The sequence below is a fragment of the Erythrobacter sp. JB2-19 genome (assembly GCF_057365005.1).
Window position 1 is genome coordinate 993,201 of the sequence record NZ_CP200290.1, and the last position, 15,786, is coordinate 1,008,986.

At 53.7% G+C, this 15,786-nt stretch carries 11 protein-coding genes and 1 pseudogene; 3 read left to right on the forward strand and 9 right to left on the reverse strand.

Features of this window, described 5'->3' with window-relative positions:
- Window positions 1-21: 21 nt before the first annotated feature.
- The 4 genes from AC0V6O_RS04820 to AC0V6O_RS04835 form a co-directional block, all read right to left on the reverse strand.
- Complete coding sequence (locus AC0V6O_RS04820; protein WP_486142008.1) at window positions 22-1,122, reverse strand: S-methyl thiohydantoin desulfurase family protein; 1,101 nt, start codon at window positions 1,120-1,122, stop codon at window positions 22-24.
- On the reverse strand, window positions 1,115-1,552 hold the full coding sequence (locus AC0V6O_RS04825; protein ID WP_486142010.1) for a hypothetical protein: 438 nt from the start codon (window positions 1,550-1,552) through the stop codon (window positions 1,115-1,117). Before AC0V6O_RS04825 ends, AC0V6O_RS04820 begins: the two co-directional genes overlap by 8 nt.
- An 8-nt stretch (window positions 1,553-1,560) precedes the next feature.
- Window positions 1,561-2,679 (reverse strand): hydantoinase/oxoprolinase N-terminal domain-containing protein, encoded by a 1,119-nt coding sequence (locus tag AC0V6O_RS04830; protein WP_486142012.1) that lies wholly within the window; start codon window positions 2,677-2,679, stop codon window positions 1,561-1,563.
- 145 nt (window positions 2,680-2,824) lie between these two features.
- A complete protein-coding gene (locus AC0V6O_RS04835) occupies window positions 2,825-5,272 on the reverse strand; it encodes a helix-turn-helix transcriptional regulator (RefSeq protein ID WP_486142014.1) in 2,448 nt (815 codons plus the stop codon).
- 497 nt (window positions 5,273-5,769) lie between these two features.
- Here AC0V6O_RS04835 and AC0V6O_RS04840 point away from each other — a divergent pair, with 497 nt between their 5' ends.
- Complete coding sequence (locus AC0V6O_RS04840) at window positions 5,770-6,267, forward strand: hypothetical protein (protein ID WP_486142016.1); 498 nt, start codon at window positions 5,770-5,772, stop codon at window positions 6,265-6,267.
- A gap of 80 nt (window positions 6,268-6,347) precedes the next feature.
- Here the strand turns inward: AC0V6O_RS04840 and AC0V6O_RS04845 are convergent, their stop codons facing one another.
- The 3 genes from AC0V6O_RS04845 to AC0V6O_RS04855 all read right to left on the reverse strand — a co-directional run bounded on the left by AC0V6O_RS04845 (window position 6,348) and on the right by AC0V6O_RS04855 (window position 10,062).
- Complete coding sequence (locus tag AC0V6O_RS04845) at window positions 6,348-7,040, reverse strand: LamG domain-containing protein (protein ID WP_486142018.1); 693 nt, start codon at window positions 7,038-7,040, stop codon at window positions 6,348-6,350.
- A 23-nt stretch (window positions 7,041-7,063) separates the two neighbouring features.
- Window positions 7,064-9,244 carry an MAC/perforin domain-containing protein gene (locus AC0V6O_RS04850; RefSeq protein ID WP_486142020.1) on the reverse strand — a complete coding sequence of 727 codons (2,181 nt, stop codon included), beginning with the start codon at window positions 9,242-9,244 and terminating at the stop codon, window positions 7,064-7,066.
- 350 nt (window positions 9,245-9,594) lie between these two features.
- Entirely contained in the window at window positions 9,595-10,062 is a 468-nt protein-coding gene (locus AC0V6O_RS04855) for a hypothetical protein (protein ID WP_486142022.1), read from the reverse strand.
- Window positions 10,063-10,276: 214 nt separating this feature from the next.
- Between AC0V6O_RS04855 and AC0V6O_RS04860 the strand changes: the two are divergent.
- Both AC0V6O_RS04860 and AC0V6O_RS04865 read left to right on the forward strand, forming a co-directional pair.
- Window positions 10,277-10,762 (forward strand): annotated as a pseudogene (locus AC0V6O_RS04860) (IS6 family transposase); the annotation flags it as partial.
- A 47-nt stretch (window positions 10,763-10,809) separates the two neighbouring features.
- Window positions 10,810-11,526: an IS6 family transposase gene (locus tag AC0V6O_RS04865; protein ID WP_486142024.1), complete on the forward strand. Its 717-nt coding sequence runs from the start codon at window positions 10,810-10,812 to the stop codon at window positions 11,524-11,526.
- A gap of 407 nt (window positions 11,527-11,933) precedes the next feature.
- Here AC0V6O_RS04865 and AC0V6O_RS04870 read toward each other — a convergent pair whose 3' ends face one another.
- Window positions 11,934-12,848, reverse strand: coding sequence for a metal-dependent hydrolase (locus AC0V6O_RS04870; protein ID WP_486142026.1), 915 nt, complete (start codon window positions 12,846-12,848; stop codon window positions 11,934-11,936).
- Window positions 12,849-12,965: 117 nt separating this feature from the next.
- Window positions 12,966-15,746: a winged helix-turn-helix domain-containing protein gene (locus AC0V6O_RS04875; RefSeq protein ID WP_486142028.1), complete on the reverse strand. Its 2,781-nt coding sequence runs from the start codon at window positions 15,744-15,746 to the stop codon at window positions 12,966-12,968.
- Window positions 15,747-15,786 lie beyond the last annotated feature (40 nt).

A 15,786-nucleotide genomic window follows, 5' to 3' on the forward strand; every position in this document is an offset into this window, starting at 1 on the left:
TTTGTCACCGATCGTCCCCAATCAGCTGTTTCTTAACTCGCTGATCGGTCGATATTTCTCTGCAATTTGAAATGCAGCCGGCCCCATCACCTCAAGAGCAGCAGCCGTGGTCAATGCTGGCGGAGCACCGCACGCGATCACGGAAACACGTTGGCCATATGCCAGGCGCTCTGTCGGGATTGCGTGCCCGGTCTCAGTGTCGACGATCGTGATAAGGTCGGGGACGAGCGCACGAAGCTGGCCGTTGACATAGGCCGTTAGATTTTCGTTCTGGAATGCAATTGAGGCCTTGCCAGTCGCACCTACAGCTTCAATTGTGCATTCTCCGAATACCCAACCATCGCGGGTATTGCGTTCCACGCCGGTGATCTTGCCAGAATGGATGCAGCTCGGATCATCATAATATCGGTGCGCATCGAGTGCGCTCAGCAGTCGATCAACTGGCGACATGTTGCCATAGCGCTCACCGCTAACAGCCTCGCCTATTTCGATAGCCGCGCTGAGCGTGTAGTTGACGCAAGCCGTTCGCGCCTCAGCCCCTGTCATCGGATAGCATGACATGCATCCAGCGGCGCCCATTACCGCCACGACCGGCCGGGCGAAATCTTCAGCCTTTTCGCCGCTCTCCGTCTCGAACAGCACAGTATTCCCGTGTTCGTCAGCAAGGGTCATCGGCGCGCAGGCAACACCGGCTACGTTGAAGCTAGTCATCTGCAATTGAGGAAAGGCTCGCCCCATACCGTCTGCATCGAGAATGGGGAGCTGGCGCATGGCCGCATAGGCGACCGGCATCATCGAATTGCAGCCACCGATTTCCGCAGAGGTGATGACACTCGCTTGCCTGTCGAGGTGCCGTTCAAGAGCGCGCACCGCCCTGTCCTGATCTTCGAGAGAGAAGAGCTTTTCGATCATCACAGTGGGCGCGCCCATCGCAGCTGCGACAAACACATTGTCGCTATCCGAAAGCGCAGTGGGATCGGCCAGCGAAACCGGACCGAACTGCGCCAAGGCTTCACGGCAAAGGAGCGAGCCGAGGTAGGGATCTCCTCCGCCACCAGTGCCAAGAAAGGCTGAACCGATTGCGAGGTGTTCAATGTTGTCTAGCGAGATCGCATCAATCATACTCCAGCTCCTTGCTTTCAAGATTGCCGACCGCGCGGCACACGATACGAGTTGCGCCTCCGGGCAAGTATTGAAGTGGGAAAGTCTCCAGATCGGTGATTTCGACTGACGTTTCTGATGCGCCCGCCTCTACTGCCTTATCGATTGCTTCGCCGCGGGCTTGCTCAAGCGCCTTTTCCCGATCTTCCTCAGTTTCGATGGTGAATATCCGGTCGATTTCACCGCTAACTTGGCCGATTGCAGCTCCAATTGCGTTGGCAACTCCGGCATGATCAGGCCGCAGCATCTCGGAGACGCCCGCAGGCTTTTCATTGACGAGAACACTACCGCCACCGACGAGGATCATCGGAACTGGATCAGGGTTCGTTTTGACCTTGTCGATCGCAGTGGCGATGATCTGCTGAATGCCCTCTGCGCCACCTGAAACCACTTGCGGATCTAGGTCAGCGAGAAGGGAAGGATCGCCAAATTCAACCCACCCCCAGCAACCGCAAGGTCGCTGGTTGTGAGCTGGTCTCCACCAAAAATGAGCGCTTCATCGGTAAGAGCGAAACCAACAGAGTCCGGGCCTATCGTGATCTTGCCGTCGGTGAGGTGCACTCGCGACCCACCCCCTAGACCAACCGAGAGGACGTCAGGCATCCGAAAATTGGTGCGAACGCCGCCGACGTCCACATGAATGCTCGATTGGCGAGGAAAATTGCTAACCAGCACTCCGACATCGGAAGTCGTACCTCCGATATCTACTACGATCCCGTCCTTGATGCCCGTAAGCCAAGCGGCGCCGCGTAAGCTGTTGGTTGGTCCCGCGGCAAACGTAAGCACCGGATAGTGCCGCATCTGCTTGGCATCCATTAGGGTGCCATCATTCTGGCTAACGTAATAAGGGCAAGTAAGCCCGAGCGTCGAAAGGGCATCTGCGAACGCATTGGCCACCTTCTTTGCCAATGGCCGTAGACTTGCATTCATGATCGCGGCGTTCTCTCGCTCTATGAGCCCCGTGCGCCCAAGTTCGGAAGAAAGAGAAACCTCAAGCTGTGGTTCTGCATCTCGAATGATCTCCGCCGCCCGCCTTTCTTGCGCATCATTGAGTTGGCTAAAGATCCCAGAAACCGCGATTTGCGTGATGCCGTCGTGCGCTGCCGATCTCGCGATCCGGCCAACCTCTGCTTCGTCTAGTGGGGCAATCAGTCGTCCATCAAATTCGTAACCGCCACGAACAAGCTCGCCGCCAGCGAAGACTGATTGACGCACATCATCAGGCCATCCCGAAAACGGAGGTATTCCACGCGATGCTGGCAGTCCGAGCCGGATGCAGCACACCTTGGCCAGCTCGCGCCGTTGAATGAAAGCGTTCGTGAAATGCGTCGTGCCAATCATCACCGCGGAGATATCTTCCGGTGACGAAGCCTGTTGTGATAGTAGTGAACGGATTGCATCAACGATGCCGCTACCGACGTCGCTGCTTGTGCGCACTTTGATCGATGCGACGACCCCCGACGGGTCAACAAGAACCGCGTCGGTGTTCGTACCCCCTACATCTACGCCAATGCGCAATCCTCATCTCCCACCTTTGCTGCTGGGAGAATGCGGCATGCAGAGAGAAACACAACCAACGTAGTAGGGAGTAGGCTCAGCCTACTTAGTAGTCATGCTCTGAGCCTGTATATGCAGGACTACTCAAATTGGTAGCTCAAGCGATCTATATCCACCCCTTTTGCTTCGCAGAAAGCACCGCCGCAAGGCGGTCATGCACCCCGAGTTTTCGGAAAATATTTTTCAGGTGATAGCGGACACCGTGATCACTAATGCCAAGGTGTCGAGCGATTTCTTTGTCTGAATCACCTTCAGAAAGCGCTGTAACGATATCCATTTCACGCTTACTAAGTTTGCCATTGGGTGAGCGAATGTCTTTCCGTTCGGTTCCGATCTCGGTCAAAATCTTGAGCTGGCTCTTGTTCAGTGTGCCTGTAGCAATTGATTCTTCGCTGTATTCAGGAATGATGGGGCCGACCACATCTTGCGCAACCAGCCGCATTCCAGTGTTGCTCGCCAATACAAGTATGCTCTCCAGGTGGGTCAATGCATCTCTCCGCTGATTGCAGCGATGGCAGAGGAGGAAAAGCGTCAACGAATAACGGAAATGCGAATGAGTGAGTGACTGCTCGATCGCTGCTTTGCTGGCCGAATGAAGGAGGGCAATCGCTTCTTCCGAACGACCCGACATATGGTGGCTATATGCTGTCGCAAGATTGTAGGTTTCGCGTTCCTGCCAGCTCCAGACATCTTCATTTACCAAGAAGCTATTGTCCATACTCTCGGCAAATTGATGGCCAAGAAGGCGCGCTTCACCTTCGAGACAAGCCCCAAGCCCCTTCAATAGGCGACCCACTCGGCCTAATCCTCGTGCATCGAGTTTTGCCTTTTCCGTTTCGAGGAATTCGATAGCCTTTGACAGACCTTGTTCGCGCAAGAGAATACGCGCCATCGGCTCATACGCCGCGTAGTAGATGTCGAACCACGCTTCTCCATCAGGCAATCGATTGCCTGATTTTCGCAGTGAATTGCGCGCACTTGTTAGGCGGCCAGTTTCAAATTCAACCTTTGAACTGAGCGCTGCGATCACTGTTTCTACGCCAAAGTCGGACGCAAACTCTTCGCGCCATATCTTGCGGGCGGCGGAGATGGCAGAGCGAGCCTGCACCATAGCGCCTTGCGCAATTTGGATGCCTGCCTCGTGGAGAAAGAGGAACATTATGTTGTACCGCGATCCAGCCCTCTCTGCCTCCCGCCTTGCTTCAATCAGGCTGGCGTTGGCGGTCTTGAACCTCGCTCGTTGTGAGTTCAGAATACAGCTAAGGGTTGCGAGAAATGATTGCCAAGCCGGTTCGGTAGATTGTTGAGCGAGCAAATCAGCCAGTAACTCAATGTCATGCTGGCGAGCAAGCGAACAACCATACACCAAAAGCGTCACACGAATGATTTCGATTTCCGTCCTCATCGTGTCCGCAACGCTCGGGTCTGATGCAAGCTGTTGAAGCTCCACTTCCGCACGACCAATCTGTCCAAGTTTGAGGTCGACTATGCACCGCATCATTCTCAGGGCTGGAGACCTTGAAATCACGTCGGTGCCGGCGTTTTCAACCAAGGATTGTAGATCTGAAAAGCCGCAGTGCACCCAAATAAGCAAGGCTCCGTGCTGCTCCGCAATTTGTGCAATCCTGTCTGGCTGGCCCGCGGCTGCTGCCAGTCTCGCTGCATCGCTCAAATTTCCATGTATTGAGCAACAGTCTACCAGCTCGATCATTGTGCGAACCTGGGCTTGTGGATCTTCCAGCTGTGCGTTCTCACGAACGAACAACTTCAGCGCCGGACTCAGCCAAATCACGTCATCCGATTGTCCAACCAATCCGCCGAGCTTGATCGCCAGGTTCGTTATTACTCGGTCATGGCATTCTGCGTTCCTCAACAAAATCTGGCTCGGTTGGGACAACAATGCAGTGCGACCCAGCGCTTCACGCTCTCTCTCGCTGAGAAGCGCCCAGATCTGAGTTTTAATGAACTCAAATAGGCCTGTTTCATACAGAATTTCGTGGTCTTGAAAGCTGCGCGCCAATTCACTTGACCGAAGAGCCCAGTCGATCAACATTTCAGCGGCAATCGGCCAATGACCTACAATCTCAGTGAGCCGATTGCGATCCATAACGCCACTAATTTTTGTAAACAGCTCCCTCCGCTCTAGATCGGTGAGCGCTAAGAAGTCAGATCCAAACCATTCCACATGACCGGCAGTGCGCAATCTTCCTAAATCTAAAATCGAGGGCTCGTCCATTGCGATAAAGAGTCGCTGACTGGATTTCGTTCGAACCAGCCGGTCCAGAGCTAGGCTAAAGTACTCTTTGTCAGCATCCGCAACATCGCTGACAAAGATAGCGGGTATTTCAGATCGCTCAATGATCGAATTCGCAGCTGCTCGGGGATCGTTGATATGATTGAGACGGTCGAAGAACAGCGAACTTCCGTCAGCCTGAGCTTCATTCCACAGCGCACCAAGCAATTTCCGTTTCCCGAATCCAGGGGGCGCGCAGAAGACGATGATCGGACGATCATTGTCAATTCGACCTCTGGTGCGATCAACTGTTTTAAGCATCAGAAACCCCTCAAATCTCGAGCTACTACTAAGTAGTATTTTAACCTCAAAAAGTCCACGCGGACATCGGTTGTCAGCAGTTTGGCCCATCAATTTCTCGCCGTGACAGGCCTGAGCGGTTTTGTGACCGATTTTGGGTCGTTAGTTGACGGTCCGCTTTAGAATGACAGCCCGCAATCAGCTTGGAACGCCAGCTCATCGGCGGACAAACTTGCAAAAATTTGACTGCTCTGGGGTCCTAGCCAAGAGGCACATCCTCATGGCTTGATAGGAGGAAGGGATAGGGTGCTCTATATCTTGCGGAGAGGAGTTCCCCTCCAAGTGACAGCGCCATCGTAACAGCTCGGCGAAGCTCCATTGTTCATTTTTTAGGCGCTAAACATGAACTTCGCCTTTGCATTGGGTAAGCGTTCGGTACATGTTGACCCAGTTAAATGCAGATTCGGTCGCACGAACAAAGAAGCCAATGTGCTTCATTTTATGATAGGGGTAGGATCATGGCTAAGATTGCGACGATGATAACTGCAGCAACGATTTCAGGCGCATTGGCGATAAGTTTCGTACCAGTAGCTGCCGAAGCGCAGGGCAAGGGCGCGAAGACAACGGCGTCGAGCGCAAGCATGACTCGTCCAGGCGCGAGCAAGTATTCCAAAAAAACCACTAAGCGCGCTCCGGCCCGCACCGCCGCATCTGTGCTCAATCAGCGAGCTCGCAATGAAGGTGCACGTAACATTGTGGCCTATAAGAGCGCGAAGCGTAGCATCAGCAAGACATCTGCAACTCGGCAGATGGGTAAAGGAAAGCCTGCCAAGGCTATCAATAATGTCTCGAAGCCAGGCATTCTGACTCGGATCGGCAATTGGTTCAGCAGCCTGTTTTCGGGAAAGCCCAAAGCAGCGCCGCGCAAGGTCACTTTCCGTGATCAGCAGCGCCCAAGTGCAGAGCTTCAGCGGCTAGTCCGTCTCCCCAATGGGAAAGTTGGGCAACGCCCCTAATAGGTCCTATTGGACGTAGAAAAAGGGCCTCGCAGTTCACACTGCGGGGGCCGTTTCTTTGGTGTGATGTAAGTGGGAGCTTAGTGATCTACCACAACGATATCCTGATCAACAAAATTGCTGATCATTGTAAGGTATTCGAGATCAGGGTGCGGGTCGCTGGTATCGAGCACGTCCTTGAGCCGATACTTCATCAAATCGTCCGCCGTGACGGCAACATCCCAAATCCGTATGCCACCGATTGCGCCAACAAACCCGTCCTCCTCGCCGTAGGCTGAACCAATGTAAAACCCTTCGCTAGGAAGGGCCTGGAGCGTTAGATCAAGCTCACCTGCCAGCTCGCCATCAACCAGCACCACCGCGGGGCCGCCCAGATCGATCAGTGCCACATGGTGGGCCTCTCCATCACTGAAATCGAATGGTACGACGTCAGTTTGCTCGCCTGATGTGACCGCCAGCCCATCGCGCTCACGTTGTATTGCGACGAGATAAGATGCGCCTTCTTCGCCAGCATTGGACAGCACGACTGGATCAAAGTCAGGTGCGTCTTGCCAGCCAGGCTTAACCCAGAATTCAATGGTCGATTGCTCAGCAGGAGCAAGCCGGTCATCCGGTTCGAACGCCAGCGTTTCCGTGCCATCGAGCGTTAACATGTCGAGTGCATAACCTTCTGCGGCAACGGTCTCACTTTCGACTCCGCCGCTGCATGCGGGCAGAATAACGAGCGCCAGGCACATCACCGCACCAGTCATCATCCTTCTTCGAATTTGCATATGTCTACCCCCAATAGCTTTTGTCAGCGGACCCGTTTTACTTCGGCGATCAGATGGAGTTCCGGTAGGTTTGCGGAGCGCTTCCTGATCACTTTGGTGACATCTTGGGTTCCGCCAACCTTGAAGATTGGCGGAACCGAGAAACCCCAGCTTGTCTTGTTTGCATAGGCACGGTTGTTCCGTATCAGCGTGACCCGTTCCGTTTTGAGGTTCACGTGCCAATTCAGTGTTGCTTGGCTAATTTCCTCATAAGTGCCGGTCAGTCTGATAGGTTGAAGATCGAGAGACTTGCTGCGGGGTTCGCCGTACCAGCAATTGATCTTCATATCGCTCCATGTGCGAGTGCCGCTGTTCTTGGTGCCAAAGATCTGCGTGCCATTGCCAAGTTCTAGCCTTACCGATCCATCGATCAGGTGCTGAGGATTTGTCTCCAAACCCTTGGGCAGTCCGTTGGCGCCATTGCGGCAATATATGCGCAGCGGCTTGATCTCATATGTCATTTCTACGCGTGGACGTTTGTCGCTCAGGTCCTGTCCAAACTGCGCCAGATATTCTGCTGTGGCCACTCGCAACTCTTCGCGAACCTTAGTGTAAATCTCGGGTTCGCCCGGAAAGTTAAGCGGGTTCAGCAGTTGGTAGAGCGGGCGAATGTCGGCCAAAATTGGGTAAGGCGTACCGCTACCAAATCCATCTTGATTCCAGCTTCCTGTCCCGCCAACCGCTAGGAAATCTTTGTATTCTGTCGACTCCAACAAGGAATCCGCTTCCCGATTTTCCTCAAACCGACCCGCGGATATTGACGCCCCAAAGCCGCCTATCGCAAGACCTGCATTACCATTGATATCCTCCGACTTTGATTGCCATTCATTGAGCTGACTTTCTTCAAACTCAGCATACATCTTGGCAGCGGAGCCATAAGTTACGGCATAGGGATAGTGAGTGCCAAAGCGCTCGATCAGCTCGTCATAGCGACCATACCGCCTCGCATCTTCGATCGCGTCCACAAACTCATCTGACAGCCGGGCAAAAGGTTGGTCGAGCACGAGCGCATAGATCTTGTGCCTGCCATAGCCATTGGTGATAGACCGCGCGTTTGCTTCACGCATGCCCTCGGTCTTGCTGTCAGTGTAATTGGCACCAATGCCGCCTGCAGCAGATTCTCCTTCGAATCCGACATTCATGCCCAGGCTGACAGTGACTGTGCGTTGATATTCGCGCTCAGTCCGAATCAATTCTGAGCTCATTACTGAGCCCTGCGCGCCCTCGGAAACAAGTTTGAAGCCCAAGGGCACCGTGCGTTTTTCGGTAACGGTATATTTGTCGGGGTCGGCGGCCTCGAACACGCGGCCCTTGCTGTTCGTATTCAGCTGAAACAGATCCTGTGAATACGCGTCATACCCCTTCAGACTGGCATCGAGATTGTCGAGATTGCGCTCAATCATCCAAGCGTTGGTCGATGCCGTTTCCTTGTCGCCAAACGCGTCGGTTGTCGGACGATAGTAGTTCGTGCCTTCGATCCGGAGGCGGACGCGGCCTGTGCGTGTGACATCGACGTCGATCCGTCGCATTGAACTGGTATTCACCACATCTGAGCTTAGGTTTTTGTTGAGAAGATAAGTTTTGCGCGTGCCGTTAGCAGTGAAAACATCCGAGAGAGGTGTTTCGTCTTCCTGGCGGGCCGTGACCACATTTTGCGGGTCGGTTGCGTCTCTGATCGTAAGCAAAGACGCGTCCTCTTCTGCCTCAATCATCAACACCCGCGGTGTAACGAATGTGCTGTGAAGCAGCGACGGATCAAGCGAACCGCCAGACATGCTTGAGAACCCGTCAACTTCAAACGAGGTGTCGAGCGCAAGAGGTAGATCTTCGGTCCAAATGCCATCGAGCCGAAAACGGCAATCGCCCGCTTCGATCGCGGCCGCAACATCCATGCCTTCGTCAACATCTTGAGAGGCCGTGACACGTGCACGGGTTACGCTAGCGCTGACCACGCCAGACTTGGCGGTCGTATCGTCGTTGGCATTAGTGAGACCGCAATCCGTGCTGATCGCTTCGGTCACGAGTTCGGAAGGTTCCGCGAGTTGGATCGGCTCGTTTCCGTTCCCGCTGTTGTTTGATGGATTAAGTAATCCGCTGCCAGCATAGACCCCCACACCTGCGATTGCCGTTGCTCCAAGAGCCAGTGCCACGCGTTTCCAATTCATCGCTTACCCCCATCTGCAAGTACGTAGAATTTCAGTAATCAATTTCCCGACTCTGACCTGTGCATCACATGCTCTACGATAGTGCGTTCACATAAAGCGCTTTTAGTATGAATGTCCTCTGTATTGCGAACCTGATTTGCCTTCCACGCGTCATCAAGCCTCAATTCGATGCAGATGTCCACTTTTGGGTCATGAGCAAAATGTCGGCATTTAGCGGATCAGCGAGAGATGCCGACAATCGCCTTACAGGTCGCAGCGGTTGAGCAAGCCTGGGCAGCTTATGGGGGTGAAAGGACGGCTTGCTTTAGGCTCCGTGGTCACCGAAACGGAAGGATCACTATCGAACTAAGTCATCGTTCGAAGGAATATGGCACGCAATTAGTGATCTCTTTGAACTTCGGTTCCTTTGACAGAATGAGGTTATAAGTCTCCGCATCGGTCCAAGGAATGGCAGGTTCTGTTTCGGTTTCACCCTCGATATCTGAAAAGACCCCGAGACTGTGAGAATCATCGTAGAAGTTATATTCGCAAAGGAATCCACGCGGAATCGGTTCATTAAAACCGTGAGAAATGAACGGCCGCAGATCCCCTGCGGCAATATTGATCCGAGCTTGGCTTTCGATACTTCGAAAACTATCAAAATTGCCGTTTCCAAAGCCGTTGGGATTAAGAGGAGTTGCCTCCTCCTGATTGCGCTCAGCGCCAAATGCATGTTCGATGAACCAGCCACGCCACCACATCACCGCTATCATAAGAGCTGCAACGCCAAACCCGAGCCAAACCAGTCTATTCCGAACTATGAGGTCAAACCTTTCCATGCACTATCTCCATGTTTTCAAAAATTTGCATCAAGTTATTCACTCTTCCAAATACTCGACTAGGTCGATGCTCGTGACCTTGCGGTGAGATAGTTACCGCTCTTAATACGTATCATGTAGGGCGCCTAAACGTCTATGGCAGCGCCCACTTTATGGGTGTTGTCAGACTAACTGAACCCATTGCGGAATGAGGCGGCGAGGGTAGGGCGGTTTGATGCCCAGACGCCGCAAACCAGACAGTCCGTTCAAACGCTTCAACTCATCACCCGAGGTCATTCGGCTTGTGGTGATGATGTACGTGCGATTTCCACTGAGCTTGCGGAACGTCGAGGACCTGCTGTTCGAGCGTGGGATCGATATTTGCCACGAGACGGTGCGTTTCTGGTGGAACCGGTTTGGTCCGATGTTTGCAGCCGACATCAAACGCCAGAAGATCAGCCGGATGCGCGGTTTCAGTCATTGGCGCTGGCACCTTGATGAGATGTTCGTGAAGATAAATGGTGAGACGCACTATCTTTGGCGGGCGGTGGATCATGAAGGCGAAGTTCTCGAGAGCTAAGTCACCAAGAAACAGGATAAGAAGGCTGCGCTTAAGTTCATGAAGAAGGCGCTGAGGCGGCACGGATCAGCAGAGGCCATCACAACAGATGGCCTACCGTCCTACAAAGCCGCCATGGATGAGCTGGGCGGTCTTGTCAGACTAACTGTACCCGTTGCGGAATGAGGCGGCGAGGGTAGGGCGATTGGATGCCCAGACGCCGCAAACCAGACAGCCCATTCAAGCGCTTTAACTCATCACCCGAGGTCATCCGGCTTGTGGTTATGATGTATGTCCGCTTTCCACTGAGTCTGCGGAACGTCGAGGATTTGCTTTCCGAGCGGGGGATCGACATTTGCCATGAGACGGTGCGGCATTGGTGGAACAGGTTTGGCCCGATGTTCGCCGCTGACATAAAACGCCAGCGGATCAGCCGGATGCGAGGTTTCCGCCATTGGCGCTGGCACCTCGATGAAATGTTCGTGAAGATTAACGGCGAGACACACTACCTCTGGCGGGCGGTGGATCAAGAAGGCGAAGTTCTCGAGAGCTACGTCACCAAAAAGCGCGACAAGAAAGCTGCGCTTCGCTTCATGAAGAAGGCACTTAAGAACCACGGAAGTCCGGCTGAAGTCGTCACCGATGGGCTTCGATCTTACCCGGCCGCCTTCGACAATCTCGGCATTGAGGATCGTAGGGAAATGGGCAAGTGGTTAAACAATCGAGTTGAGAATTCGCACTTACCATTGCGACGAAGAGAACGTGTCATGCAGCGATTTCGGAGGATGAAGAGCTTACAGAAATTCGCCTCAGTTCACGCCAACGTCCACAACCACTTTAATACCGACCGCCACCTCACCGATAGACAGACTTACAAGACCAACCGCACAGCCGCACTGGCTGAGTGGCAAAATCTCATGGCCTGACCGATGGCGAGGGTAGGGCGCTCTGCGTCTAGCGGAGACGAGTTCGCGTTAGACTGACAGCACCTTGCGATGCATAACCGGCCCGATCATTGTAATATCGCGCGCTGGAACTGTTGTAGCTGCGGACAAGCGAGAGCCCGTTCGGAAATGCACCTTCACCAATCTGAAGATCGACGGTTTCCATTGTGTAGGCCCCCTATCCCATATCCACATCTCCAGGGCTTCTGCTCTCAATGCTGGGGGGGATCGAGTTGAGCTACAATCTGCTGACCTTGAGCAAAAACAGGCGAAACAGAAGCCAGACAAACAGGAACCGCCAGACTGGCTACACCCAGCTTTAGTGGCGGGGGGAAACACATTAAGAGATTTCGGTGCGGTCAGACTAAACGAACTCGTCTAGATCTATGTCAGGCGAAGCCTGTGATTTTGCGCATTTTCTCACGATCAATCTTCAACGGATCGCCGCCTGCCCGCGTGAATCGACGCCACGCCATGGCGATCTTGTTCTGCTTCGTCGTTGCAAGTGGATGCTGACGTGGGTGATATTTCGATGAGAATGTCGGAAGCGAGTATCGCACCATTTTTGCAAAGGTCGAAAACAGAAACCACATCGTCTTGGTTGCACGCCAAGGATTGCGCATCATACCCTCAGCGAGGCACATTACCGTATAGGCCAGCAGGACCTCTTTGGCGATGTGCAGCAGCGCCTTGAGGATCATCCACTTGCGATACCACTCATGCTCACCGAACATATGTTTGTAGACTTCGAAAGCCACTGCGCCATGCTCGACTTCCTCGACCTGATGCCAAACCCACATCGCCTTTACAACCGGATCGGAATCGCTCATCCATTTTTCGTAGTTGGCCAGAACGATCATTCCAGCCAGGAACGTGAAGGTCTCGTATCCAGCGGTGAAGCCAACCAATTCCTTTAGGGAATGGCTTTTTGCCATCGCCATGAATTCACGCTTGTTGCGCTGTTCAATCTCGCCGATCTTTGGGTAACGCTCCGCCATCAGCCGATTGAACTCGATGAAATTGCGCGCGTGATGGGCCTCTTGTCCGGTTATCGCCTTCATGTCTTCGACCAGATCAAGGTTGGAAACATGCTTGCGCGAGGTGTTCATCGTTTTGACAAGATAGCGCTCAAAATAGGGCACATGGACGCTGAACGCATTCAGAAAGACGCCGAATTCCGGGCAAGAGCGGCTCCACATTATTGACTCGGCGGACAATTCATCTGCACCGAAATCAAGACTGCGGATTGGAATATTATCCATAGGGTGTTCGAATTCGTGTTCAGTCACTGCCGCTGTTGCCATGGTGGCTCTCCTCTCAGGCATCGCCGACTCATCTGAATAGGCACGCCTTTCTCAGAACTCTCCTTATACATCAAATTTCCATATTCGTCGCTAGACTAAAGTATGGGACGTGGGGAGTCAGGGGTGGATGATCTTGTTCTGCCTGGCTCTGGCTATCGCGGCCGATCGGTTTTTGACGCCCAGTTTGCCGTATATGTTGCTGAGATGCCATTTGACTGTGGGTAGCGACAACAGCAGCATGTCGGCGAGCTCGCTATTGCTCTTTCCTTCCGCAAGCAGGTTTACAAGCTCCAGTTCGCGCGGTGTTAGCTCTTGGATAGCAGTCGGATCGGTGCCCGTTGAACTTGACGTTATTTCGATTGCTGTTTCTCCGCGCAGCATTGCCAAAACATGCCTCTCGAAACCAATCTGTTGAGACAGGAATTGGCTGTCGCTTTCACCTCTTCGGTCAGTCACGGCCTTGATCAATTCGTCGATCTGCGGCGACATTTCGAAGAACGGGGCCGCCATGCCGCTCGGCGCGGCGATTGCTGTAACATCCGAGAACGTGCGCATGGCCTCGGTCTGGCGCCCGGCGTGCCACATTGCGATCGCACGTAATAGGCCCGGTTCGATTGCCGCCCGACCCGAATTTGGTTGGCGGTTACCCGCCGTCAATTCCATCAGTATCCCAAGTGCATTGGACCATTCGCCCCTTGCAATGGCAAGACGACATCCAGCCATCTGACGATGGCGGGCAAGGATCGGATCAGTCAGATCGATGCCAAAAAGGTTTTCGGGCTCGCTGAACCCCCAGCGCCGGGCGAGCGCTTCATACTCCTCTTCTCGGCCCTCCGTGATCAGAAGTCGAAGCTCTTCCACCGCCAATGCAACGGCAACGCGCGGGACAGTTCGGGCGAGTGCTTCTTCCTGACCGTTCCTGAGGCACACAATTGCATCCCCCACTTTTCCCAAAGCGGCAAGTGCACGCGCTTCGGTCGTGTGCAGTACCCGAACAGGTTCCATCGTGGCGATTCCGGGCAATTGTTCGGACCCCCAGTTGAGGAATTCTATTGCTTTGCCGAATTCACAGTGTTCATAGGCAATGACCGCGTCAAGCACAGCAATCAGCGAACCCGAAAATGACTCCTCGCCAATGTCACTAGCAATGTCATCTTGTGCCCGGTCGCGGTGTCCCTCCGCCTCTTCCAGGCGGCCCTGCTCAAGGCACAACATTGCGCTGATCCAGCACGCCCACACTTTCACATATTCAGAACGGGCTCGGGTTCCCTGGATGTTCGCCTTCGCTGCCGCTTCCAGCCCGCTTTCCGGATCTTGTCCTGGGATGCAGGAATAGGCAATCACGTTGTAAAGCGCACCCAGGTGAATATCGGTCGCATCAGGCCAGCGATCGAGTGCAACCAACGCGTAGTCGCGCGCTTTTTCTGTGCGATCTCCACTGGCCAGTGAAATGGCGATTATGACATCGGCCAAGCACAGTGCCTCGTCTCTTTCATCTTCGAGCAGGTCCCAGCCCGCCATATCCTCGTTGGCAAGCCGTGCCTTCACCTTCTCAGCGATAGCCATACCTGCATCCGATGAACGCGCGAAGGTTAGCGACCATGCGTGGTTGAGCATAATCAACGGGTGGTGCGCGTGATAACGTTCCGGTAAGCGCCGCATCCAGTCAAGGACAGCACGATGATCCCCTAGCCGTTGAGCGACATGGGTAGAATATTGAGCGATCAGGTCAGCAGCATCCTCAAACCGCTGTGCCATGAGTTGGTACTGGATCGCTTCGGTGAGTAAATTTTTGCTCTGGAACCATTCGCTTGCGCGGGCACAAATATGGCCAAAGGTGTCTGGCCCAGATTTGTGAAGTTGTGAGGTGAGGAAATCGGCAAACAAGTGATGAAAACGGAACCATTGGCCGTTTTCGTCGAGCGTTACGAGAAAGAGATTTTCGCGATCAACCCGTTTAATAAGTGCATCGACATCGCTCAATCCAGAGACATGCGCGCAAAGATCTGCATTCATGCGTTTGAGCGGACCGGTTAAGAGCAGGAATTTCTGCAGTTCGGGATCAAGTGCCTGGAAGACACCTTCCATGAGATAGGTCGCAAGTTCCAAATTCGCACCAGAGAAACGATCAACCAGATCAGCAGCATGATCGGGCTGTTTGGCGATGGCAAGGGCTGCGAGTTGCAAACCTGCGACCCATCCTTCCGTGCTGTCCAAGAGTTTCCTGTTCGTTTCCGGACGCAAGGTTAGCTGAAATGATTTGGCGAGCATTGTCGCTGTTTCATCGTGGTCAAAATTTAGCGCCTGCTGATCCAAACGCAGCAACCTGCCTTCCAACGCTAAACGGCTGAGGTGCAGGTCGGGATGGGTTCGGCTCGCAATCGCCAGGCGCACATTGGATGGTAGGGCAGTTATTAATCGTTGTATTCCGCTTAGAATTGCGGGGTCGGAAATATGCTGGAAGTCGTCGAGAAAGATGAACGCGTCCTTCGCGATTGTGCTGATGCCTTCGCACAGTATCTGGAACATCGCATCGGGCCGCGCGCTTTGCGGGCCGGTCAGGCCACCTCGCATTTTTATAGCCACTGCTGGCTCAATAACTTCGAGCGCTGCGGCCAGATAGGTCAGGAATGCAGCGGGATCATCGTCTTCTGCCTCGATCGTAAGCCAGCAGCATTTGCTGCCTTTTTCAACCGCGCGGACGAATAACTGTCCCATCAGGAGCGACTTGCCTGAGCCAGCTGCACCGACGATTTCGATCACTTGAGCAGGATCGGTCTTTGCAAAGACCTGCTCGATCAAGCGCCCTCGATCAATGCAGCGCGTGGGCGGAACAAGCGGGCTGAGCTTGGTCTCTATCAGACCTTCCATGCTGTGCCAGACGCGCTCTTTCGGCATTGATCGTGACTACCTCTCAGCGTCTTGGTGCAGTTACCTC

Bases quoted from the DNA above. Each gene is read 5' to 3' on its own strand.
- AC0V6O_RS04820 (WP_486142008.1), bottom strand. From the start codon at position 1,122: ATGATTGATGCGATCTCGCTAGACAACATTGAACACCTCGCAATCGGT.
- AC0V6O_RS04855 (WP_486142022.1), bottom strand. From the start codon at position 10,062: ATGGAAAGGTTTGACCTCATAGTTCGGAATAGACTGGTTTGGCTCGGG.
- AC0V6O_RS04850 (WP_486142020.1), bottom strand. From the start codon at position 9,244: ATGAATTGGAAACGCGTGGCACTGGCTCTTGGAGCAACGGCAATCGCA.
- AC0V6O_RS04835 (WP_486142014.1), bottom strand. From the start codon at position 5,272: ATGCTTAAAACAGTTGATCGCACCAGAGGTCGAATTGACAATGATCGT.
- AC0V6O_RS04870 (WP_486142026.1), bottom strand. From the start codon at position 12,848: ATGGCAACAGCGGCAGTGACTGAACACGAATTCGAACACCCTATGGAT.
- AC0V6O_RS04865 (WP_486142024.1), top strand. From the start codon at position 10,810: ATGCCCAGACGCCGCAAACCAGACAGCCCATTCAAGCGCTTTAACTCA.
- AC0V6O_RS04875 (WP_486142028.1), bottom strand. From the start codon at position 15,746: ATGCCGAAAGAGCGCGTCTGGCACAGCATGGAAGGTCTGATAGAGACC.
- AC0V6O_RS04845 (WP_486142018.1), bottom strand. From the start codon at position 7,040: ATGCAAATTCGAAGAAGGATGATGACTGGTGCGGTGATGTGCCTGGCG.
- AC0V6O_RS04840 (WP_486142016.1), top strand. From the start codon at position 5,770: ATGGCTAAGATTGCGACGATGATAACTGCAGCAACGATTTCAGGCGCA.